This is a genomic window from Roseomonas sp. HF4 (assembly GCF_005222755.1).
In the GTDB taxonomy this organism is placed as follows: Bacteria; Pseudomonadota; Alphaproteobacteria; order Acetobacterales; family Acetobacteraceae; genus Neoroseomonas.
This window is the reverse complement of sequence record NZ_STGD01000002.1, coordinates 318,725-337,801: the sequence shown is the minus strand read 5'-3', so window position 1 is coordinate 337,801 and position 19,077 is coordinate 318,725. Positions and strand designations below refer to the sequence as shown.

Genomic DNA, 19,077 nt, shown 5'->3' with positions numbered 1-19,077 from the left:
GCAGGCGGCCCGGAGGTGCCTTTCCGCGCATGGCTAACGCCGCCGCCCGTGCTGGCGTATCACACGGGCCGACAGATCTGGGCGAATCCCCAATGACCGAGAACATCTTCACCCTGCTGACGCAGGAGGTGCGCGGCGCGCTCGCCGCCCTGGTGCCCGACCTGCCGGCTGAGGCGCTGGCTCGCGTGCAGGTCGAGCCGCCGCGCGACGCCGCGCATGGCGACATGGCGACCAATGCCGCGCTGGTCGCCGCGAAGCCAGCGCGCATGCCGCCGGCCAAGCTGGCCGCAGCGCTGTCCGAGCGCCTGCTGGCGCTGCCCATGGTGGTCGAGGCCACGCCGGCCGGCCCGGGCTTCGTCAACCTCCGGCTGCGGGAGGATTTCCTGCGCGCCCAGGTGCCCGCCGTTCTGCGCGCGGGGGAGGCCTTCGGTGACAGCCGGATGGGCGCCGGCCTGCGGGCCAATGTCGAATACGTCTCGGCCAATCCGACGGGGCCGATGCATGTCGGGCATTGCCGCGGCGCCGTGGTCGGCGACGCGCTGGCCAACCTGATGGCCAAGGCGGGCTTCGCCGTCACCAAGGAATACTACGTCAACGACGCCGGCAACCAGGTCGCGGCGCTCGGCTGGGCGGCCTATTGGCGATACCTGCGCGCCATTACCCTCGATTCCGACGAGTGGAATGCCGAATCCGCCGAGCGCCGCTTCGGCGTCACGCTGCAATACCGCGGCGACTACCTGGTCGCGGTCGGCGATGCGCTGGCCGCGCGCTTCGGCGACAGCCTGGCGCCGCGCCGCATCGAGCCCGGCATGCTGAAGGAAGACGAGACGATCTCGGCCTTCGAGCCCGCGCTCGAACGCGGCTGGCTCGTGCGGACCGCCTGGCTCGACACCTGCCGCGAGACCGCGGTCGCGATGATGATGGCCGAGATCCGCGAGGATCTCGCGCTCCTCGGCGTCAACCAGGACGTGTTCCTGAGCGAGCGCGCCCTGGTCGAGGCCGGCGCCGTGCAGGGCGCCGTCCGCCTGCTGCAGGACAAGGGCCTGATCTACGAGGGCGTGCTGGAACCGCCCAAGGGCAAGACGCCCGAGGACTGGGAACCCCGCCCGCAGACGCTGTTCCGCGCGACCGATTTCGGCGACGACGTTGACCGGCCGCTGCGCAAGTCGGATGGCTCGAACACATATTTCGCCAACGACATCGCCTGCCACGCCGACAAGGTCGCACGCGGGCACGACCTGCTGATCGACGTCTGGGGCGCCGACCATGGCGGCTATGTCAGCCGCATGCAGGCCGCGGTGCGCGCTGTCTCGGATGGGCGCGTACCGCTCGAGATCGTGCTGTGCCAGATCGTGCACGTCATGAAGGCGGGCGAGCCCGTGCGCATGTCGAAGCGCGCCGGCACCTACGTCACGCTGCGCGACCTCATCGAGGAAGTGGGCCGCGACGCGGTGCGCTTCACGATGCTGACGCGCAAGTCGGACGCGCAGATGGAATTCGACCTCGACAAGGTGGTGGAGCAGTCGCGCGACAACCCGGTATTCTACGTGCAGTACGCGCATGCGCGCTGCCGGTCCGTGCTGCGCCAGGCGGGCGACCCGCCGGTGGCGGAGCTGGCCTCGGCGCCGCTCGATGCGCTGGCCGACCCGGCGGAAATGGCCCTGATCCGGCGCATCGCCGCCTGGCCGCGCACGGTGGAAGCGGCCGCAGCATCGCGTGAGCCGCACCGGATCGCGTTCTTTCTCCAAGACTTGGCCTCGGACTTTCATGTATTGTGGAACCGCGGTCGCGACGATTCCACCCTGCGCTTCATCCGCGCGGAGGAGCCGGAAGCGACCCGGGCCCGGCTGGCCCTCGTCGCGGCGACCGCGACGTTGATCCGCTCGGGCCTCGGCGTCATGGGGGTGACGCCGGTTGAGGAGATGCGCTGAGGGCCGCGGTCGGCCCGAAGGGGGGCGCGCGTGACCGATGTACCGATTCCGTCCTACCGCATGCGGCCGGCGGAAACCGGCCCGAACTGGCGGCTCATTGCGATCGGCGGCGGGCTGGCCTCGACCGTGGTCGTGGCGGCTGCCCTGGTCTGGGGCATCGCCGGCGGGTCGGGGCCGCGCAATGCGCCGCTGATCGAGGCCGACCCCCGGCCGATCAAGGTCCGCCCCGACGATCCCGGCGGGTTGCGCGTGCCGAACCAGGACGAACTGATCTTCGAACGGAACCGCGGCAGCACGGCCATGCCGGGCGCGAGCCTGGCGCCCGAGCCCGAGGCCCCGCGGATCGACGCGCTGCGCGCCCAGATGGCGCCGCCGCCGGTCGAGGTCGCGGCCCCGCGCACGGCGGCGCCGCCGCCCACCGTGACCGCGGCAGCCGCGCCGCAGGCTGCCGCGCCGCAATCCGCGCCGGCACAGCCCGCCGCGGCGACGGCACCCGCCGCCCGGCCCGAGCCCGCGCCCGGCGGCACGATCCGCGTTCAACTCGGCGCGCTGACCTCGGACGCCGATGCGCGCGGCGAATGGGACCGGCTGGCGCGGCGCCACGCCGACCTGCTCGGCGCCTTCCGCCCGCAGGTCGTGCGCTTCGAGCGCGACGGCCAGACCACGCTCTACAGGTTGCGCACCGGCGGCTTCGCCGATGCCGCCTCGGCCCGTGCCTTCTGCGACCAGGTCCGCGAGCGCAACGTTCCCTGCATCGTCGTGCGCTGACGCGGCGCGGCGTCCCGTGACCCCGCGCGCGGCGATCATCGGCCTCTCGGGGCCGGACCTGACGGCGGAGGAGGCGGCGCTGCTGCGCGCCCGGCCGCCGGCGGGCGCCATCCTCTTCGCGCGCAATGTCGTGGAGCCGGCGCAACTGCGCCGCCTGGCGGACGACATCCGCGGCATCCTCGGCGCCACGGCGCCGATCCTCGTGGACCAGGAGGGCGGCCGGGTCGCGCGCCTGAGGCCGCCGCACTGGGACCGTTTTCCCCCCGCCGCCGCCCTGGAGGGCGCGCCGGATCCCGCCGTCCACGCCAATGCGTTGCTGCTCGGCGCGGCCTGCGCCGCGGCGGGGCTCGATGTCGTCTGCGCCCCCGTGCTGGACCTGCGCCTGCCCGGCGCGCATGGCGTGATCGGCGACCGCGCGCTCTCCGCCGACCCGGCCGAGGTGGCGCGCATCGGCGCCGCCTGGGTGGCGGGGCTGCAGGCGGGTGGCGCCATCCCGGTGGTCAAGCACATCCCCGGCCATGGCCGCGCCACGGCCGACAGCCACCACGAATTGCCGCGCGTGGCCGCGCCCCCCCGCGACCTCGATGCCGACATCGCGCCGTTCCGGGCCCTCGCGCGGTCGGGCGCCTGGGCGATGACGGCGCATGTGCTCTACGAGGCCTGGGATGCGGCGCTGCCCGCCACCATCTCCCGTGCCGTGATCCAGGACATCATCCGCGGCGCGATCGGCTTCGACGGCGTGCTCGTGACCGACGACATCGCGATGGGGGCGCTGGCCGGGGCGTCGAACGACCTGGCGGACGCGTCGCTGGCCGCCGGCTGCGACCTGGTGCTGCATTGCACCGGGCGGATTGCGGACACCGCTGCCCTGCTGGCCGCCTGCCCGCCGCTGTCCGACCGTGCGGCGGAACGCATGGCCGCCGCCCGCTTGGCGCGCGACGCGCTTTACGGCCGCGATCCGGCCCTGCTGCGGGCCCTGCGCGATGCGGCGCTCGATGCCCGCGCCGCCGCACCGCCCGGCGACGACCCGACCGCGCGGCCAGCCTGATGCCCGACTGGCTTCCGGAAGCGGCGGCGGCGGTGCTGGCCGCCGTGCTCGCCATCACGCTGCACGAGGCCGCGCACGGCTATGCCGCGCTGGCGCTCGGCGACGACACGGCCAAGCGCCTGGGGCGGATCAGCCTCAACCCGATCCGTCACGTCGATCCCTTCGGCACGCTGCTGGTGCCGGGGCTGATGATCGCGGGGCAGTTGCTGGCCATGGGGCGGGTGGAGGCGGTGTTCGGCTGGGCCAAGCCCGTGCCCGTGGACATCTGGCGGCTGCGCAGCCCGCGCTGGGGCATGGTGCTGGTGGCCGCGGCGGGGCCGGGGATCAATGCCGTGCTCGCCTTCGCGGCGGCGCTGTCGGCCCATGCGGTGATCGCGGGGGAGGGGGTGCTGGACCCCGAGACGGCACGCTTCCTGCTGCGTTTCGTTGCGCTGATGATGCTGGCGAACCTCGTGCTCGGCCTGTTCAACCTGCTGCCGCTGCCGCCGCTGGATGGCGGCCGGATCATGGTCGGCATCCTGCCGCGCGGCCCGGCCATGGCGCTCGCCAGCCTCGAACGCTATGGGTTGCTGATCGTGATCCTGGGCCTGTTCCTGCTGCCGCTGGCGATCCCGGCCTGGGACCCGATGGGCCTGTTCCTGCGCCATGTCGTGGCCCCGGCCTTCGACCTGGTGCTGCTGCTGGCGGGGCATGGAGGGGCGCGATGAGCGAGAGCCTGCATCTCAGCCTGGACGGCTTCGAAGGGCCGCTCGACCTGCTGCTGGAACTCGCGCGCGCGCAGAAGGTGGACGTCGCGCGCATCTCGATCGTGGCGCTGGTGGACCAGTATCTGGCGGTGATCGAAGGGGCGCGCCGCGTGCGGCTCGAACTGGCTGCCGACTGGCTGGTCATGGCCGCCTGGCTCGCCTGGCTGAAATCCCGCCTGCTGGTGCCGCCCGAGGAGGCCGAGGGCGAGGACGCCGAGGCGCTGGCCGAGACGCTGGCGGAACGGCTGGCCGAGTTGCAGCGCATGCGGGCCGCCGCGCTCTGGCTGAACCGCCGGCCCTGGCTCGGCCATGACGTGTTCGGCCGCGGCGCGCCGGAGAGCCTTCGCGTCGAGGACCGGTCCGGGCTCCATGCCGACCTTTCCTCCCTGTTGCAGGGCTATGTCGCGGCGCGGCGGCGTGCGCTGGCGCGGCGGCCGTACCGCCCGAAGCCGCGCAAGCTGTTCACGGTGCAGGACGCGCTGGAGCGCCTGACGCGCCTGGTCGGCGCGCTGCCGTCCTGGACGGTGCTGCAGGGCTTCCTGCCCGATACGATCCTCGACCCCGTCGAACGTCGCGCGGCCCTTGCCAGCACGCTCGTGGCGGGGTTGGAGATGGCGCGCGGCGGCGGCATCGAGTTGCGCCAGGAGGAGGCCTTCGGCCCGATCCTGGTCCGCCGCCGGCCCGAGGAGGGGACGACGGATGAACGCACCGGCTGATCCGCCGGACAGCTTGCCCGGTGCGGGGGAAGCGAAGCACGACCCCGGCCCGCGGCCGGAGGCTGCGCCGGCGGTGGCCGGCGGGGATCGGGACACCGCCACGACGGACCGCGAGGATGCCGTGGCCAACGCCACGCCGGCGGAGGGCGCCGGCACCGCGACTTCCGGCCATATCGAACGAGCCCCGGAGGCCGGCGCCGATACGGCAGCCGAGCCCCCCGACCCGGCGCTGCTCGCCGAGGCCGCCCGGATCACCGAGGCGCTGATCTTCGCCTCCGACCGCCCGGTCACGCCCGCCATGCTGGCCGCTGTGCTGCCGGAGGCGGTGCCGCCGGCGCTCGCCGTCGCCACGCTGGCCGACGCCTGCGAGGGCCGCGGCGTGGTGCTGGCCGAGGTGGCCGGGGGCTGGGCCTTCCGCACCGCGCCCGACCTCGCGCAGCGCCTGACCAAGGTGGTCCAGGCGCCGCGCCGGCTGCCGCGCGCGGCCATGGAGGCGCTGTCGGTCATCGCCTACCACCAGCCCTGTACGCGCGGCGAGGTCGAGGAGATCCGCGGTGCGACGCTGTCCCAGACGACGCTCGAGGCGCTGCTCGAACTCGGCCTCATCGCGCCGCGCGGGCGGCGGGAGGTGCCGGGCCGGCCGACCCTCTGGGGGACCACGCCCCGTTTCCTGGAGCAATTCGGCCTGAAGGCGCTGGGCGACCTGCCGCGCAAGGAGGAACTGGTGAGCGCCGAGACCGCGCCCGCCCTGCCGTTCGGCCCGACCGGGGTGACGGAGGAGGCACCGGCCGAGGCTACGGCCGGCGAAGACGCCCCGGAGCCGGGCGGCGACCGTCCGTGACGGCCCATCGGATGCCGCCGCCTGAAGCACATTCCCTCGGATCGCGCCCCGACGCGATCCGGGAGCGCGAAGCGCGACCGCGCCCAGCCCGCCATCCCGGCCCGGCGCGCCAGTGCATGGCGCGCCAGCCGGGCCGCCGGATGACGGCGCCGGCGCCTGAGGCCGGCAAAGGCTTCCCCGGACCGCGCCCCGGCGCGATCCGGAAGCGCATGCCGGCGCCGGGCGTCTGAGGGCAAGAAAAAGTGTCCCTCGTCTTCCACGACATCCACCACGCCTATGGCGCGCGCGAGGTGCTGCGCGGCATCGATCTCGCCGTCGCACCGGGGGAGATCGTCTGCCTGCTCGGCGCCTCGGGTTGCGGCAAGACGACGCTGCTGCGGCTTGCCGCGGGGCTCGAGCCGCTGCAATCCGGGCGGATCGAACTCGGCGGCCAGGTGATCGCGGAGCCGGGGAGGGACGTGCCGCCGGAGAAGCGCGGCGTCGGCTTCGTGTTCCAGGACTACGCGCTGTTCCCGCATCTGACGGTGGCCGAGAACGTCGCCTTCGGGCTGCGCTTCGCACCGAAGGGGGAACGCGTCTGGCGGGTCATGGACGCGCTCGCCCGCGTCGGTCTCGAATCCTACCAGAATGCCTTCCCGCATATGCTCTCGGGCGGGCAGCAGCAGCGCGTGGCGCTTGCCCGCGCGCTGGCGCCGCGGCCGGCCGTGCTGCTGCTGGACGAAGCCTTCGCCAGCCTCGATGCCCGCCTCCGCGAACAGGTGCGCGACGACACGCTGCACGTGTTGCAGACCTCCGGAATCGCGACCCTGCTGGTCACGCATGATTCGGAGGAGGCGATGTTCATGGGCGACCGCATCGCCTTGATGCGGGAAGGCCGGGTGCTGCAGGTCGGCCCGCCGGAGGCGCTCTATTTCGCGCCGGCCGACCGCTACGTGGCGACCTTCCTCGGCGAGGTGAACCGGCTGCCGGCGCGCGTGCGGTCCGGCATGGCGGAGACCGCGATCGGCGGCCTGCCGGCCGCCGGATTGCCGGACGGCGCCGCAGCCGAGGTGCTGGTGCGCCCGGAAGGGCTGCGCCTTGGCGCCGCGGAGGCGCGGCAGGCGGAGGTCGAGGCCTGCCGCCTGCTCGGGGCCACAACCATGGTCCACCTGGCGCTGCCCGATGGGGCGGGGGGGCTGCTGCACCTCCACGCCCGGCTGCCCCCGGGCGGGCGGCTCGCGCGCGGGGAGCGCGTGACAGTGTCGCTGGACCCGGAACGGGCCTTCGTCTTTCCGCCCGAGGCTTCCTAGATAAGGGCGAGCCGCATTGGCGGCGTGCCGGCTTCCTGCTAACGGGTCCTCCCCCGACGGCAGAAGGGCCGGGGGAGCAGGGAACGCATGCTGGACCTCGCCTGGTCGGAGATCGCCTTGATTGCCGTGGTGGCGCTTGTCGTCATCGGGCCTAAGGACCTGCCCGACGCCATCAAGGGCGTGGCGAAGGGCATCCAGTCGCTGCGCCGCAAGATCGGCGAATTCCAGCAGCAGGCGGACGAGCTTGTCCGCGAGGCCAAGCTCGACGACGTGCGCAACCAGATCGCCGACGTGCGCAATACGATCAGCGACATCCGCAACTTCGACCTCAAGGGCCAGATCGAGAAGACGGTCGATTCCGACGGCACGGTGCGTAAGGCCTTCGACAACCCGATGGCCGAGACCTACACGCCGCCCGCGCCCTATGAGCCGCCGGTACCGGAGAACGCGCCGGCCTTCGTCCCCCCCGACGTGGCGCGCTGGCAGGCACCGCCGCCGCCACCCCTTCCGCCGGTCGAGGCTGCCCCCGCGCCGGCCTTCGTGCCGCCGGCCGAGGTGGGGCCCGCCCCGGCCGAGCAGTTGTCCATCGCCGCGGCCCCGCCGCCGCCCGCCGCAGCCGAGCCGCCCGCCGCGACCGAGCCTGCCGGCCCGACCGCCACTGCAAAGCCCGCCGCCGCCCCCGCCACCCCGAGCGTCTAGGGTATCGCCGCCTTGGCTACGAAGACCGAAGACGAAGACGTCATCGACGACAAGCCGATGCCGTTGCTCGACCACCTGAAGGAACTGCGCCAGCGGGTCCTGTGGTCGGTCGGCGCCTTCATCCTGGCCTTTGCCGTCTGCTACTATTTCTCCCAGCCGATCTATGGCTTCCTGGCGCAGCCGCTGGCCGACATCCTGGCCGCGCAACCCGGCGGCGCCGAGCGGCGGATGATCTACACCGCGCTCTACGAGGCCTTCTTCACCTACCTGAAGGTGGCCTTCTTCGGTGCGGTGTTCTTCTCCTTCCCGATGTGGGCGACGCAGCTCTGGCTGTTCGTCGCGCCCGGCCTCTATCGCAGCGAGAAGCGGGCGATCTACCCGTTCCTCCTGGCCTCGCCCTTCCTGTTCGTACTCGGCGCGGCGCTGGTCTACTATTTCATCTTCCCGCTCGCCTGGAGCTTCTTCATTTCCTTCGAGACGCCGCCGGGCTCGGGCGGCATCCCGATCCAGCTGGAGGCCAAGGTCGGCGAATACCTCTCGCTGGTCATGCACCTGATCCTGGCCTTCGGGATCGCGTTCCAGCTGCCGGTGCTTCTGACGCTGCTGGTGCGCGTCGGCATCCTGAACGTGGACAGCCTCCGGAAGGGCCGGCGCTACGCGATCGTGGGCATGTTCGTCTTCGCCGCGATCATCACGCCGCCCGACATCATCAGCCAGATCGGCCTCGCGGTGCCGCTGATCCTGCTCTACGAGATCTCGATCCTGGCGGCGCGCTGGATGACGCCCAAGACCGACGAGACCTGAGGGTTCCAGGCCATGCATGACATCCGGGCGGTGCGGGCGGACCCCGAGGCCTTCGACGCGGCGATGGCGCGGCGGGGCATCGCGCCCGTCTCGGCCGGCGTGCTGGTGCAGGACGAGGCGCGCCGCGCCGCGCAGACCGCGCTGCAGGAAAAGCAGGCGCGCCGCAATGCCATCGCCAAGGACATCGGCGCGGCGAAGCGCCAGGGCGCTGACACAGCGGCGCTGGAGGCGGAGGCGATCGCGCTGCGCGACGAGATGGCCGCGCTCGACGCTGCTGCCGGCGAGGCCGAGCGCGCCCAGGTGGCGGTGCTCGAGGCGCTGCCCAACATCCTCGACCCCGAGGTCCCCGACGGCGCCGACGAGAGCGCCAACGTCATCCTGCACACGCATGGCGACGTTCCCGTCTTCCCCTTCGCGCCGAAGCAGCATTTCGAGATCGGCGAGGCGCTCGGCCTCATGGATTTCGGCGCTGCCGCGAAGCTCGCCGGCGCGCGCTTCACGGTGCTGCGGGGCGCGCTGGCGCGGCTCGAGCGCGCGCTGGGCCAGTGGATGATCGGCCTGCACACCGAGGCGCATGGCTACACGGAAACCTCGGTGCCACTGCTGGTGAACGACGCCACGATCTACGGCACCGGGCAATTGCCGAAATTCGGCGACGACCTGTTCCGCACGACCGACGGCCGCTGGCTCGTGCCCACGGCCGAGGTGCCGCTGACCAACTTGGTGGCGCAGGATATCCTGGCCGAGGCCGACCTGCCGATCCGCGTCACGGCGCTGACACCCTGCTTCCGTGCCGAGGCCGGCAGCGCCGGGCGCGACGTACGCGGCATGCTGCGCCAGCACCAGTTCAGCAAGGTGGAACTGGTCTCGATCACCACGCCCGAGGACAGCGCCGCCGAGCATGAGCGCATGACGCGCTGCGCGGAACGCGTGCTGACCGATCTCGGCTTTACCTGGCGGCGCGTGGTCCTCTGCGCGGGCGACACGGGCTTCGGCGCGGCGCGGACCTACGACCTCGAGGTGTGGCTGCCGGGGCAGGGGGCGTGGCGGGAGATCTCCTCCTGCTCCAACTGCCGCGACTTCCAGGCGCGCCGGATGAACGCGCGCTACCGCCCGAAGGAAGGCAAGGGAACGGCCTTCCTGCACACGCTGAACGGCTCGGGCGTGGCGGTCGGGCGCGCGCTGATCGCGGTGCTGGAAACCTTCCAGGAGGCGGATGGCAGCGTGCGGGTGCCCGACGTGCTGCTCCCCTTCATGGGCGGGACGGCGCGGATCGGCTGAGCCGCGCCGTGGGACGGCTCAGGCGTCGATCCTGACGCCGAGCCGCCCCGCGAGATCCAGGATGAACTGCCAGGCGACGCGCCCCGAGCGCCCACCTCGCGTGACCGACCATTCGACCGCCTGCGCGCGCAGATCCGTGGCCGCGACGGGCAGGCCGAAATGCGCGGCATAGCCTTCGATCATCGCGAAGAAGGTGTCCTGGTCGGCGTTGTGGAAGCCGATCCAGAGGCCGAAGCGGTCGGACAGCGAGACCTTCTCCTCGACCGCCTCATTGCCGTGGATGGCGCCGCTGCGCTCGTTCTCGATCATGTCGCGCGACATCAGGTGCCGCCGGTTCGATGTCGCGTAGAACAGCACGTTGGGCGGCCGCCCCTCGATGCCGCCGTCGAGCACGGATTTCAGCGCCTTGTAGTCAGCGTCCTCACGCTCGAACGAAAGGTCGTCGCAGAAGACGATGCAGCGGCGCGGCTGGCTGCGCAGCGCGCCCAGCAATTCGGGCAGGCTGCGGATGTCCTCGCGGTGGATCTCGATCAGCGCGAGGCTGCCGGGCAGTTCGGCGTTCGCCGCCGCATGCGCGGCCTTGACCAGGGACGACTTGCCGGCGCCGCGGGCGCCCCAGAGCATGGCGTTGTTGGCCGTGAAGCCGCGCGCGAATCGCATCGTGTTCTCAAGCAGCATGTCGCGCTGGCGGTCCACGCCGCGCAGAAGCGCGATCGGCACGGCGGCCACGCGCGGCACCGGGGCTAGCCGCGCGCGCGGCTCCGGGTGCCAGACGAAGGCGTCGGCGCCAGTGAGATCGATGCCGCCGGCGGGCGGCGGGGCCAGGCGCTCGAGCGCCTCGGCGATGCGGGTCAGGGCGGGCAGCAGGGTCGGTTCGTCCATGGCGGGCGGCATAGGCCGGTCCGTCGCCGGCGGGAAGTGCGGGCGCGCTTGGCAGCCCCGCCCGGCACTCCCGGCCGGTCGGCGTCCCCGCCTGGCCCGGCCATCGGGTGCAGTCCCGGGGCCGGGGCCGGCCGTCCCCGGCGCGTGGTCAGACGGCGCGCTGCGTGCCGATGAAGCAGAGCGTCTGGCGCGCACCGGCCACCGTGTACCATTGGTGGGTGTAGAACTTCCAACCGTTCTGGGTACTGCGCCGGCCGAAGGTCACGGTCGAGATCTTCGCGCCATGCGGGATCGGCACGGCGGCCCTGGTGGGCTCGTAGTAGTCGTCCGGGTCGATCATCGCCGCGTTGGTGACGAGGCTGCGCCCGACGTTGCGCTGCAGCTTGCGCTGCTGCTCGGCCTTCGCCTCGTCACTGGCGCCGGACCCGAGCGCGCCTGCGGCGTTCGAGAAGTTCACGTGGAACACCGACACGGTCTTGTCACCCTGGACGGAGCCCGTGACGAAGGTGCAGCCGTCCATGGCGTAGGTGAACATCATGTTGGGCCCGCCCGCCCCCGGCAGCGTGGTGCCCAGCCGGTCGTTCGAGCTGTAGGGACACCACCAGGCATTGAGCTGCTGCCCGGCATTGTCGCCAAGCTTGAGGATGTAGACATCCATCGCCTGCCCGCCGTTCCGCATGTTCCGGGCCGTCGTCTGCGTCGCCTTGGTGAAGGAGAAGTTCTTGATCCCGCCAGTGCCGCCGGTCGTGCCCATCACCATGACGACATTGGCGCGCATGAAGGTGCGGGGATGGGCGATGAAGTCGTCGATGGCGGGCATGCGCGTCTCCTGGGCCGGGGCTGCGTCCTGCGTGCCGCGACGCTCGGCGGGACGGCAGGCCACCATGCCCAGGCTAGAACATTCCGGTTATGGTGCAAGGCGCCGGGCCGGCGGCCTTCCACCCGCGGGCGGGCCCTGGCGACGTCGTGGCTTGACGCCGGGGGGCGCGTGGCTAGGTTGCGACGCCTTCACGCCGGGAAAGACGGAACCAACGCCCATGTGGACCCCTTTCGGGATCTCCCCCGCCTACGCCCAGGACGCCGCCGGCGGTGCCGGGATCGTCATGCAGATCCTGCCCCTCGTGCTGATCTTCGTCGTCTTCTACTTCCTGCTGATCCGCCCGCAGCAGAAGAAGATGAAGGAACACCGGGAGATGCTGACGCAGCTCAAGCGCAGCGACCGCGTCGTCACCTCGGGCGGCATCGTCGCCACCATCACCAAGGTGAAGGAAGGCTCGGACGAGATCGAGGCCGAGATCGCCCCCAATGTGCGCGTGACTCTCGTGCGCGGCACCATCACCAGCGTCCTTCGGCCGGAAGCGGCGAACGACAGCGGCAGCGCGGTCAAGGCGGGCTGAGGCCCGCCCGCAGTGGCCATAAAAAAGGGCGCCGGGGTCCACCCCCGGCGCCCTTCGCGTTTCCGCCGGCGGCAGCCGTCAGGCCGACTGGCCCGCGCTGAAGCCGCCCTTCGCCATCAGGTCGGCCACGACCTCCCAGTTCACGAGCTTGTCCAGGAAGTTCGCGAGGTAGTTCGGGCGGACGTTGCGGAAGTCGAGGTAGTAGGCGTGCTCCCAGACGTCGCAGCCGAGGATCGGCTGGCCTTCGCCGGTGGACAGCGGGTTCGCGCCGTTCGGCGTCTTGGTCACCTTGAGCTTGCCGTCGCCGCCGATCACGAGCCACGCCCAGCCGGAGCCGAACTGCGTGGCGCCCGCGGCCTTGAAGGCGTCCTTGAAGGCCGCGAGGCCGCCGAGGTCGCTGTCGATCTTCGCCGCCAGCGCCGCGGGCAGGCTCTCGCCATGCGCGCCGCCGGGCGCCATCACATTCCAGAACAGGCAATGGTTCCAATGCTGCCCGGCCTGGTTCAGCACAGGCAGGCCATCGGCGCCGGCCTTGCCGGCCTCGGCGCAGATGGCTTCCAGCGACTTGCCGGCCAGGCCCTTGCTCTCGACCAGGCCGTTCAGCGCGGTGACATAGGCGTTGTGGTGCTTGCCGTGGTGGAGTTCCAGCGTCTCCTGGCACATGCCGTTGGCCGCGAGGGCGCCGGTGGCATAGGGCAGCGGGGGCAGGCTGAAGGCCATGGGGGTCTCTCCCGTTCGTGGTCAGGAAGCGCGGGCCGCGCCACCGGGTCGAGGTAGGCGGGGGGGCAACGCCCGTCAACCGCGCGGGCTTCCGCGTGGCGTCCCGCGCGGGCATACCGCGCGGGTGAATCTCTCCGCCATCGGCGCCTTCGCGCGCGACCACGACCCTGACCGCTTCCTCTGCGCCTTGTTCGCGCCGGCACCGGCGCGCGCCGCGATCTTCGCCCTCATTGCCTTCAACCACGAACTGGCCCGCGCGCGGGAAGCGGCGAGCAACCCGATCGCCGCGCTGATCCGCCTGCAATGGTGGCGCGACGCGGTGGAGGAAGCGCGCGCCGGCCGCCCGGCCCGCCGCCACGAGGTGGCGGCCCCCCTGCATGCCGCCATTGCCGCCGGCACGCTCGATGCCGATGCGCTCGTCGCCATGGTGGATGCGCGCGAGGCCGAGGCGGAGGAAGACGGCCTCGCGACGGAGCAGGGTTTCGTCGCCTGGCTGCGCGGCACGGCGGGCGGCTGGTCGGCGGCGGCCGGCCGCGCGCTCGGCGCGACGGCGGAACAGGCGGAGGTGCTGCGCGCCCTTGGCGCGGCCTATGGGCTGGCGGGCGCGCTGGCCAGCGTCGCCCCGCATGCCGCGCAGGGGCGCTGCCTGCTGCCGCGCGACCGGCTCGCAGCCGCTGGGCTGTCGGCGGAGGCGGCGATCGTGGCGCCCGCGGCCGCGCCGCTCGGCGCCCTGCTGCGCGAGATGGCGGCCGAGGGCCTGGTCGCGCTGGCCGGGGCGCGGCGGGACGTGCCGCGCGCCGCGGTCGCGGCGGCGCTGCCGGCGGTGCTGGCGCGGCGCGACCTGGCGCGGATCGCGGCGGGACGGGCGGTGGCGCGGCCACGCGGTCTGCTCGACCGCGCGGCCGTGGCGCTGGCGGGGCTGCGCGGCCGCGCCTGAAGCGCGAAGGGTGCGAAGGACTTCCGCGGCGCCGCCCTGCCGGCGGTGGCAGACTGCCACCCCACCGCAGGAGAGCCGCCATGCCCGCCGACACTGCCCCGCCCGCCCCCCGACGCGCCATCGGCCGGGCCCTGTTCGGCCTGCTGGGCGGGCTGGCCTTCCTCGCCGGCACCGCCTTCCTGGCCGTCACGATCGCGCCCGGCCTGCGCGACGACCTCTCGGTCCGCGCGACGGCGCGGCAGGATCCTTCGGTGCGCCTCGTCACCGGTCGCTGCAAGTCGCGGCTATTCCTGCTGCAGCATTGCGAGGTCACGCTCGCCTGGCGGGGCAAGGAGGGCAGCGGCATGCGCGACCTCCATTACCTGTTTGTCGAGCCCCACGCCGGCAACTGGACGGTCCATGCGGTGGCCGACCCGGCGCGGCCGCACCTGGTCACCACCGATCTCGGTCTCGAGCGGATCACGAACCGCATCGCGACGGCGGCGGTCATGCTGCTCGGCGCCCTCGTCCTGGCCGGCAGCCTGGTCCTGAGCGGGTTGCGGGATCTACGCGGGCGCGCGGCCTAGGCGCGGTCCGGCCGCAGCACCGGCGGCGCGCGCGTGACGAACCATTCCTCGTGGGGCACGACCTGCATGGGCGCGCCGGGGCGGAAGACGTCGAAGCCGCGCAGCGCGACGCGCAAGTCGAACAGCGGCCCGCACATCAACCCGGCGAGGAAGCCCCTGGTCGGATGCGCGTAGCCGAGCTGCGGATGTCCGTTGATCGGCAGGATGCTCCTGTCGCGCAGTCCCTTCGAGCCCATGCGGGCCAGGATCGGGGCTAAGCCCGTAAGCGGGCTTGCCTGCAACGGGGCGGACGCCCGGCGGCGCCGCTTGACCCACGCCGCCCTCGGCAGGGACATTGGCGCCAGGATGGCCCACCCGGACGAACACGCATGAGGCTTGCCGGCGTCGAGCCCGGCGTCACGCGCGTGCCGGTCGTCATCTTCTCCTTCGACCGCCCGGAGTATCTCGACCGGCTCTGCGCCGGCCTCAGGGCGCAGGCCGTGGTGCGGCCCGACCCGGCGCGCGTCGTGCTGATGCAGGACGGCTCGGTCTCGGCCCTGACCGGCCATCGCCACGGCCGACCGGGCCTGATCCAGCGCAGCATCGAGACCTTCCGCCGTCACTTCCCCGAGGGCCAGGTGATGGCCGCGCCGCGCAACCTCGGCATCGCCGAGAACATCCTGCGCGGCCAGCGCCACGCCTTCGAGACGATGGACAGCGCGGTCGGCTATTTCTTCGAGGACGACCTTGAGCCCGGGCCGCTCTACCTCGCGGCGCTGGAGGCGATGCGCGCGGCCACCGAGCCTTTCGCGGACCGCGTCGGCTATTTCGCGGCCTATGGCGCGCACCGCGACCCCGCGCCGGGCCCCGAGGTCGGCTGGCGGCAACTCGGCCACCACTGGGGCTTCGGGCTCAGGCGGGACGCCTGGCGGCGCATCCAGTCGCGCATCGGCGACTGGTGGGAGGAGATCCGGCGCAACGACTACCGCGCGCGCAACCGGTTGCGGCTGTTCGAGTTGTGGCGGCGTCGGGAGGCGGCGGTGGACGGCGTCGGGGAGGATGCGGCGACCGAGGTCGCATGCCTCGAACTCGGCCTCGCGCGGCTCGGCACGGATGTCTGCTTCGGCCGCTACATCGGCGTCGAGGGGGAGCACTTCACGCCGGGCGTCTTCCGCGACCTCGGCTTCGAGGGGATGCGCTGGGCTGAGGCGGACCACTTCGCCTTCCGGCCGCTGACCGCCGAGCGCGTCGCAGCCATCGCGGAGGCGGCCTTCCGCCAGCGCGCGGCGTGGCGGCGGGAGAAGCTCGAGCCGCTGATCGCGCGCCTGGCCGCGGAACGCGACGACCCCGACCGCGCCGTGACGGAGGCCGAGATCGTCGCCCTCTGGCACCTGATGCTGGACCGGCGCGAGGTGCCGCCCGGCGTGATCGCGCGCCATGCGGGGAAGACGCGGCTGCGCGACCTCAGGCGCGAGATCGTCCGGATGCGGGAATTCCAGCGCCAGACGGGGCCGTGATCAGGCCCGCTTGCGGCGCTTGGCCGGCGCCTCGCCGCGCGCGAGCAGCGGTGCCAGGAACCGTCCCGTATGGCTTTCCGCCGCCGCCGCGATGTCCTCCGGCGTGCCCTCGGCCACCAGCCGCCCGCCGCCCTCGCCGCCCTCGGGGCCGAGGTCGAGCACCCAGTCCGCGGTCTTGATGACCTCGAGGTTGTGCTCGATCACCACGACCGTGTTGCCCTGCTCGACGAGCGCATGCAGCACTTCCAGCAGCTTGCGCACATCCTCGAAATGCAGGCCGGTGGTGGGCTCGTCGAGGATATACAGCGTGCGCCCTGTGGCGCGGCGCGACAGTTCCTTCGACAGCTTGATGCGCTGCGCCTCGCCGCCCGACAGCGTTGTCGCCTGTTGGCCGAGATGGATGTAGCCGAGGCCGACGTCGCGCAGCACCGTCAGCTTGTCGCGGATGGCGGGCACCGCGCTGAAGAACTCGCAGCCCTCGTCCACCGTCATGTCGAGCACGTCGGCGATGGACTTGCCCCTGAACTTCACCTCCAGCGTCTCGCGGTTGTAGCGCTTGCCCTTGCAGGTGTCGCAGGTGACGTAGACGTCGGGCAGGAAGTGCATCTCGATCTTGATGAGGCCGTCGCCCTGGCAGGCCTCGCAGCGCCCGCCCTTGACGTTGAAGCTGAAGCGGCCGGGCTTGTAGCCGCGCGCGCGGGATTCCGGCATCTCGGCGAACCAGTCGCGGATGGGGGCGAACAAGCCGGTGTAGGTCGCGGGGTTGGATCGCGGCGTGCGGCCGATCGGCGACTGGTCGATGTCGATGATCTTGTCGAGGTGCTCAAGCCCCTCGATCCGGTCATGCGGGGCAGGGACCTCGGCCGCGCCCATCAGCCGGCGCGACGCCGCCTTGTAGAGGGTCTCCACCACCAGCGTGGACTTGCCGCCGCCCGAGACGCCGGTGATGCAGGTGAAGGTGCCGAGCGGGATCGCGGCGCTGAGGTCCTTGAGGTTGTTCCCCGTGGCGCCGACGACGCGCAGCTGCTTCTTCCGGTCCACCTTGCGCCGCGTGGCCGGCACCTCGATGCGCCGGATGCCGCTCAGGTACTGGCCGGTCAGGCTGGCGGGGTTCGCCATCACCTCGGCCGGCGTGCCCTGCGCGATGACGCGCCCGCCGCCCTTGCCCGCGGCGGGGCCGATGTCGATCAGGTGGTCGGCCTGGCGGATCGCGTCCTCGTCGTGCTCGACCACCAGCACCGTGTTGCCGAGGTCGCGCAGCCGCCGCAGCGTGCCGAGCAGGCGTTCGTTGTCGCGCTGGTGCAGCCCGATCGAGGGCTCGTCCAGCACGTAGAGCACGCCGGTCAGCCCCGAGCCGATCTGGGATGCCAGCCGGATGCGCTGCGATTCGCCGCCGGACAGCGTGGCCGAGGACCGCCCGAGCGAGAGGTAGTCGAGCCCCACATCGACCAGGAACTGCAGCCGGTCCTCGATCTCGCGCAGGATGCGGCGCGCGATCTCCTGGCGCTGCGGCGTCAGCGTCTCCAGCACCGTCGCGAACCAGTCGCGCGCGCGGCTGATGGACAGGTCGCTGACCTCCGCGATGTGCCGGCCCGCCACCTTCACCGAGAGCGCCTGCGGCTTCAGCCGGAAGCCGGAGCAGGCGGCGCAGGGGCGGTCCGCCTGGTAGCGCGCGAGATCCTCCCGCACCCAGGGGTTGTCTGTTTCCTTGTAGCGGCGCTGCAGGTTCGGGATCACGCCCTCGAAGGGCTTCTTCACCTCATAGGCGCGCAGCCCGTCCTTGTAGCGGAGGGTGACGACCTCATCGCCCGTGCCGTGCAGGATGGCCTCGCGCACCGCGGCCGGGATGTCCTGCCAGGGCGTGGTCATGGCGAACTTGAAGTGCCGCGCCAGGCTCTCCAGCGTCTGCGTGTAGTAGGGAGACTGCGCGCCGGTCCAGGGCAGGATGGCGCCATCCTTCAGCGAGGCATCGTCCTGCGGCACCACCAGCTGCGCGTCGAAGAAGCTTTCCGTGCCGAGCCCGTCGCAGGCCGGGCAGGCGCCATGCGGCGAGTTGAAGGAGAACAGCCGCGGCTCGACCTCCTCGATGGTGAAGCCCGAGACGGGGCAGGCGAATTTCGCGCTGAAGACGGTGCGTTCAGCGGTATCCGCGTTCTCGGCATAGGCGATGCCGTCGGCGAGCCCGAGTGCGGTCTCGAAGCTGTCCGCCAGGCGCTGCGCGATGCCGTCGCGCACCACGATGCGGTCGACCACGATCTCGATGTCGTGCTTGAGCTTCTTGTCGAGCTTCGGCGCCTCGTTGATCTGGTGGAGCGTGCCGTTCACCTTCACCCGCTCGAAGCCGCGTCGCTGCCATTCGGCCAGTTCCTTGCGGTATTCGCCCTTCTTGCCGCGCACCACCGGCGCCAGCAGCAGCAGCCGCGTGCCTTCCTCCATCGCCATGACGCGGTCGACCATCTGGGAGACGGTCTGCGCCTCGATCGGCAGCCCCGTCGCCGGGCTGTAGGGCACGCCGACACGCGCCCAGAGCAGGCGCATGTAGTCGTTGATCTCGGTGACGGTGCCGACGGTCGAGCGCGGGTTGTGGCTGGTGGTCTTCTGCTCGATCGAGATGGCCGGCGACAGGCCCTCGATGGAATCGACGTCGGGCTTCTGCATCAGCTGCAGGAACTGCCGCGCATAGGCGCTGAGCGACTCGACGTAGCGGCGCTGCCCCTCGGCGTAAATCGTGTCGAAGGCGAGGGAGGACTTGCCCGACCCCGACAGCCCAGTGACCACCGTGAGGGTGTCGCGCGGGATGTCGAGGTCCACGTCCTTCAGGTTGTGCTGCCTGGCGCCGCGGATTCGAATGTGGCCGGTCATGAAGGGGCTCCGGGGCGCGGCGGGGCCGGCCACTGGTGTTCCGGTGATGTTCTCACCATGATATATGCGCGCGGTCAGTCGGCCTGGGAAGGGC

19 protein-coding genes are annotated in these 19,077 nt (G+C 72.2%); 14 read left to right on the top strand and 5 right to left on the bottom strand.

Going from position 1 to position 19,077, the window contains the following annotated elements:
- Positions 1-92 precede the first annotated feature (92 nt).
- The 10 genes from E8M80_RS04540 to serS all read left to right on the top strand — a co-directional run bounded on the left by E8M80_RS04540 (position 93) and on the right by serS (position 10,123).
- Positions 93-1,931 (top strand): arginine--tRNA ligase, encoded by a 1,839-nt coding sequence (locus E8M80_RS04540; RefSeq protein WP_137124468.1) that lies wholly within the window; start codon positions 93-95, stop codon positions 1,929-1,931.
- 30 nt (positions 1,932-1,961) lie between these two features.
- Positions 1,962-2,699 carry an SPOR domain-containing protein gene (locus tag E8M80_RS04535; RefSeq protein ID WP_137124467.1) on the top strand — a complete coding sequence of 246 codons (738 nt, stop codon included), beginning with the start codon at positions 1,962-1,964 and terminating at the stop codon, positions 2,697-2,699.
- Positions 2,700-2,715: 16 nt separating this feature from the next.
- Entirely contained in the window at positions 2,716-3,747 is a 1,032-nt protein-coding gene (gene nagZ / locus E8M80_RS04530) for a beta-N-acetylhexosaminidase (RefSeq protein WP_240789885.1), read from the top strand.
- A complete protein-coding gene (locus tag E8M80_RS04525; protein ID WP_137124465.1) occupies positions 3,747-4,454 on the top strand; it encodes a site-2 protease family protein in 708 nt (235 codons plus the stop codon). Before nagZ ends, E8M80_RS04525 begins: the two co-directional genes overlap by 1 nt.
- Positions 4,451-5,209: a ScpA family protein gene (locus tag E8M80_RS04520; protein ID WP_137124464.1), complete on the top strand. Its 759-nt coding sequence runs from the start codon at positions 4,451-4,453 to the stop codon at positions 5,207-5,209. Before E8M80_RS04525 ends, E8M80_RS04520 begins: the two co-directional genes overlap by 4 nt.
- On the top strand, positions 5,193-6,050 hold the full coding sequence (gene scpB, locus E8M80_RS04515) for an SMC-Scp complex subunit ScpB (RefSeq protein WP_137124463.1): 858 nt from the start codon (positions 5,193-5,195) through the stop codon (positions 6,048-6,050). Before E8M80_RS04520 ends, scpB begins: the two co-directional genes overlap by 17 nt.
- 242 nt (positions 6,051-6,292) lie before the next feature.
- Positions 6,293-7,339, top strand: a complete 1,047-nt coding sequence (locus E8M80_RS04510) for an ABC transporter ATP-binding protein (RefSeq protein ID WP_137124462.1) — start codon at positions 6,293-6,295, stop codon at positions 7,337-7,339.
- Positions 7,340-7,426: 87 nt separating this feature from the next.
- On the top strand, positions 7,427-8,038 hold the full coding sequence (gene tatB, locus E8M80_RS04505) for a Sec-independent protein translocase protein TatB (protein ID WP_137124461.1): 612 nt from the start codon (positions 7,427-7,429) through the stop codon (positions 8,036-8,038).
- A gap of 57 nt (positions 8,039-8,095) precedes the next feature.
- Positions 8,096-8,842, top strand: coding sequence for a twin-arginine translocase subunit TatC (tatC, locus tag E8M80_RS04500; protein ID WP_137124667.1), 747 nt, complete (start codon positions 8,096-8,098; stop codon positions 8,840-8,842).
- A gap of 12 nt (positions 8,843-8,854) precedes the next feature.
- Positions 8,855-10,123, top strand: coding sequence for a serine--tRNA ligase (gene serS, locus E8M80_RS04495; RefSeq protein ID WP_137124460.1), 1,269 nt, complete (start codon positions 8,855-8,857; stop codon positions 10,121-10,123).
- An 18-nt stretch (positions 10,124-10,141) separates the two neighbouring features.
- On the opposite strand, the gene E8M80_RS04490 is transcribed toward serS, so the two are convergent.
- Both E8M80_RS04490 and E8M80_RS04485 read right to left on the bottom strand, forming a co-directional pair.
- Positions 10,142-11,005 carry an ATP-binding protein gene (locus E8M80_RS04490; protein ID WP_137124459.1) on the bottom strand — a complete coding sequence of 288 codons (864 nt, stop codon included), beginning with the start codon at positions 11,003-11,005 and terminating at the stop codon, positions 10,142-10,144.
- 148 nt (positions 11,006-11,153) lie between these two features.
- On the bottom strand, positions 11,154-11,825 hold the full coding sequence (locus E8M80_RS04485) for a hypothetical protein (RefSeq protein ID WP_137124458.1): 672 nt from the start codon (positions 11,823-11,825) through the stop codon (positions 11,154-11,156).
- A gap of 217 nt (positions 11,826-12,042) precedes the next feature.
- Here E8M80_RS04485 and yajC point away from each other — a divergent pair, with 217 nt between their 5' ends.
- Positions 12,043-12,402, top strand: a complete 360-nt coding sequence (yajC, locus tag E8M80_RS04480; protein ID WP_137124457.1) for a preprotein translocase subunit YajC — start codon at positions 12,043-12,045, stop codon at positions 12,400-12,402.
- A gap of 78 nt (positions 12,403-12,480) precedes the next feature.
- Here yajC and E8M80_RS04475 read toward each other — a convergent pair whose 3' ends face one another.
- Entirely contained in the window at positions 12,481-13,122 is a 642-nt protein-coding gene (locus E8M80_RS04475) for a superoxide dismutase (RefSeq protein ID WP_137124456.1), read from the bottom strand.
- 124 nt (positions 13,123-13,246) lie between these two features.
- Between E8M80_RS04475 and E8M80_RS04470 the strand changes: the two genes are divergently transcribed.
- Together E8M80_RS04470 and E8M80_RS04465 are read left to right on the top strand one after the other, a co-directional pair.
- Positions 13,247-14,059 (top strand): squalene/phytoene synthase family protein, encoded by an 813-nt coding sequence (locus tag E8M80_RS04470; protein ID WP_240789884.1) that lies wholly within the window; start codon positions 13,247-13,249, stop codon positions 14,057-14,059.
- Between the two features lie 80 nt (positions 14,060-14,139).
- Positions 14,140-14,625, top strand: a complete 486-nt coding sequence (locus E8M80_RS04465; RefSeq protein WP_137124454.1) for a hypothetical protein — start codon at positions 14,140-14,142, stop codon at positions 14,623-14,625.
- Here the strand turns inward: E8M80_RS04465 and E8M80_RS04460 are convergent.
- Positions 14,622-14,861 (bottom strand): hypothetical protein, encoded by a 240-nt coding sequence (locus E8M80_RS04460; protein WP_137124453.1) that lies wholly within the window; start codon positions 14,859-14,861, stop codon positions 14,622-14,624. The two genes, E8M80_RS04465 and E8M80_RS04460, sit on opposite strands and share 4 nt — an antisense overlap.
- Positions 14,862-14,993: 132 nt before the next feature.
- On the opposite strand from E8M80_RS04460, the gene E8M80_RS04455 reads away from it, so the two are divergent.
- Positions 14,994-16,121, top strand: coding sequence for a glycosyltransferase family 2 protein (locus E8M80_RS04455; RefSeq protein WP_137124452.1), 1,128 nt, complete (start codon positions 14,994-14,996; stop codon positions 16,119-16,121).
- On the opposite strand, the gene uvrA is transcribed toward E8M80_RS04455, so the two are convergent.
- Positions 16,122-18,983 carry an excinuclease ABC subunit UvrA gene (gene uvrA / locus E8M80_RS04450; RefSeq protein ID WP_137124451.1) on the bottom strand — a complete coding sequence of 954 codons (2,862 nt, stop codon included), beginning with the start codon at positions 18,981-18,983 and terminating at the stop codon, positions 16,122-16,124. It lies immediately after the preceding gene.
- Between the last annotated feature and the right edge of the window lie 94 nt (positions 18,984-19,077).

What these genes read in the sequence shown, in the direction of transcription:
- E8M80_RS04540 (WP_137124468.1), top strand. Translation starts at nt 93, where the DNA reads ATGACCGAGAACATCTTCACCCTGCTGACGCAGGAGGTGCGCGGCGCG.
- E8M80_RS04525 (WP_137124465.1), top strand. Translation starts at nt 3,747, where the DNA reads ATGCCCGACTGGCTTCCGGAAGCGGCGGCGGCGGTGCTGGCCGCCGTG.
- E8M80_RS04520 (WP_137124464.1), top strand. Translation starts at nt 4,451, where the DNA reads ATGAGCGAGAGCCTGCATCTCAGCCTGGACGGCTTCGAAGGGCCGCTC.
- scpB (WP_137124463.1), top strand. Translation starts at nt 5,193, where the DNA reads ATGAACGCACCGGCTGATCCGCCGGACAGCTTGCCCGGTGCGGGGGAA.
- tatB (WP_137124461.1), top strand. Translation starts at nt 7,427, where the DNA reads ATGCTGGACCTCGCCTGGTCGGAGATCGCCTTGATTGCCGTGGTGGCG.
- tatC (WP_137124667.1), top strand. Translation starts at nt 8,096, where the DNA reads ATGCCGTTGCTCGACCACCTGAAGGAACTGCGCCAGCGGGTCCTGTGG.
- serS (WP_137124460.1), top strand. Translation starts at nt 8,855, where the DNA reads ATGCATGACATCCGGGCGGTGCGGGCGGACCCCGAGGCCTTCGACGCG.
- E8M80_RS04490 (WP_137124459.1), bottom strand. Translation starts at nt 11,005, where the DNA reads ATGGACGAACCGACCCTGCTGCCCGCCCTGACCCGCATCGCCGAGGCG.
- E8M80_RS04485 (WP_137124458.1), bottom strand. Translation starts at nt 11,825, where the DNA reads ATGCCCGCCATCGACGACTTCATCGCCCATCCCCGCACCTTCATGCGC.
- yajC (WP_137124457.1), top strand. Translation starts at nt 12,043, where the DNA reads ATGTGGACCCCTTTCGGGATCTCCCCCGCCTACGCCCAGGACGCCGCC.
- E8M80_RS04475 (WP_137124456.1), bottom strand. Translation starts at nt 13,122, where the DNA reads ATGGCCTTCAGCCTGCCCCCGCTGCCCTATGCCACCGGCGCCCTCGCG.
- E8M80_RS04465 (WP_137124454.1), top strand. Translation starts at nt 14,140, where the DNA reads ATGCCCGCCGACACTGCCCCGCCCGCCCCCCGACGCGCCATCGGCCGG.
- E8M80_RS04460 (WP_137124453.1), bottom strand. Translation starts at nt 14,861, where the DNA reads ATGGGCTCGAAGGGACTGCGCGACAGGAGCATCCTGCCGATCAACGGA.
- E8M80_RS04455 (WP_137124452.1), top strand. Translation starts at nt 14,994, where the DNA reads ATGAGGCTTGCCGGCGTCGAGCCCGGCGTCACGCGCGTGCCGGTCGTC.
- uvrA (WP_137124451.1), bottom strand. Translation starts at nt 18,983, where the DNA reads ATGACCGGCCACATTCGAATCCGCGGCGCCAGGCAGCACAACCTGAAG.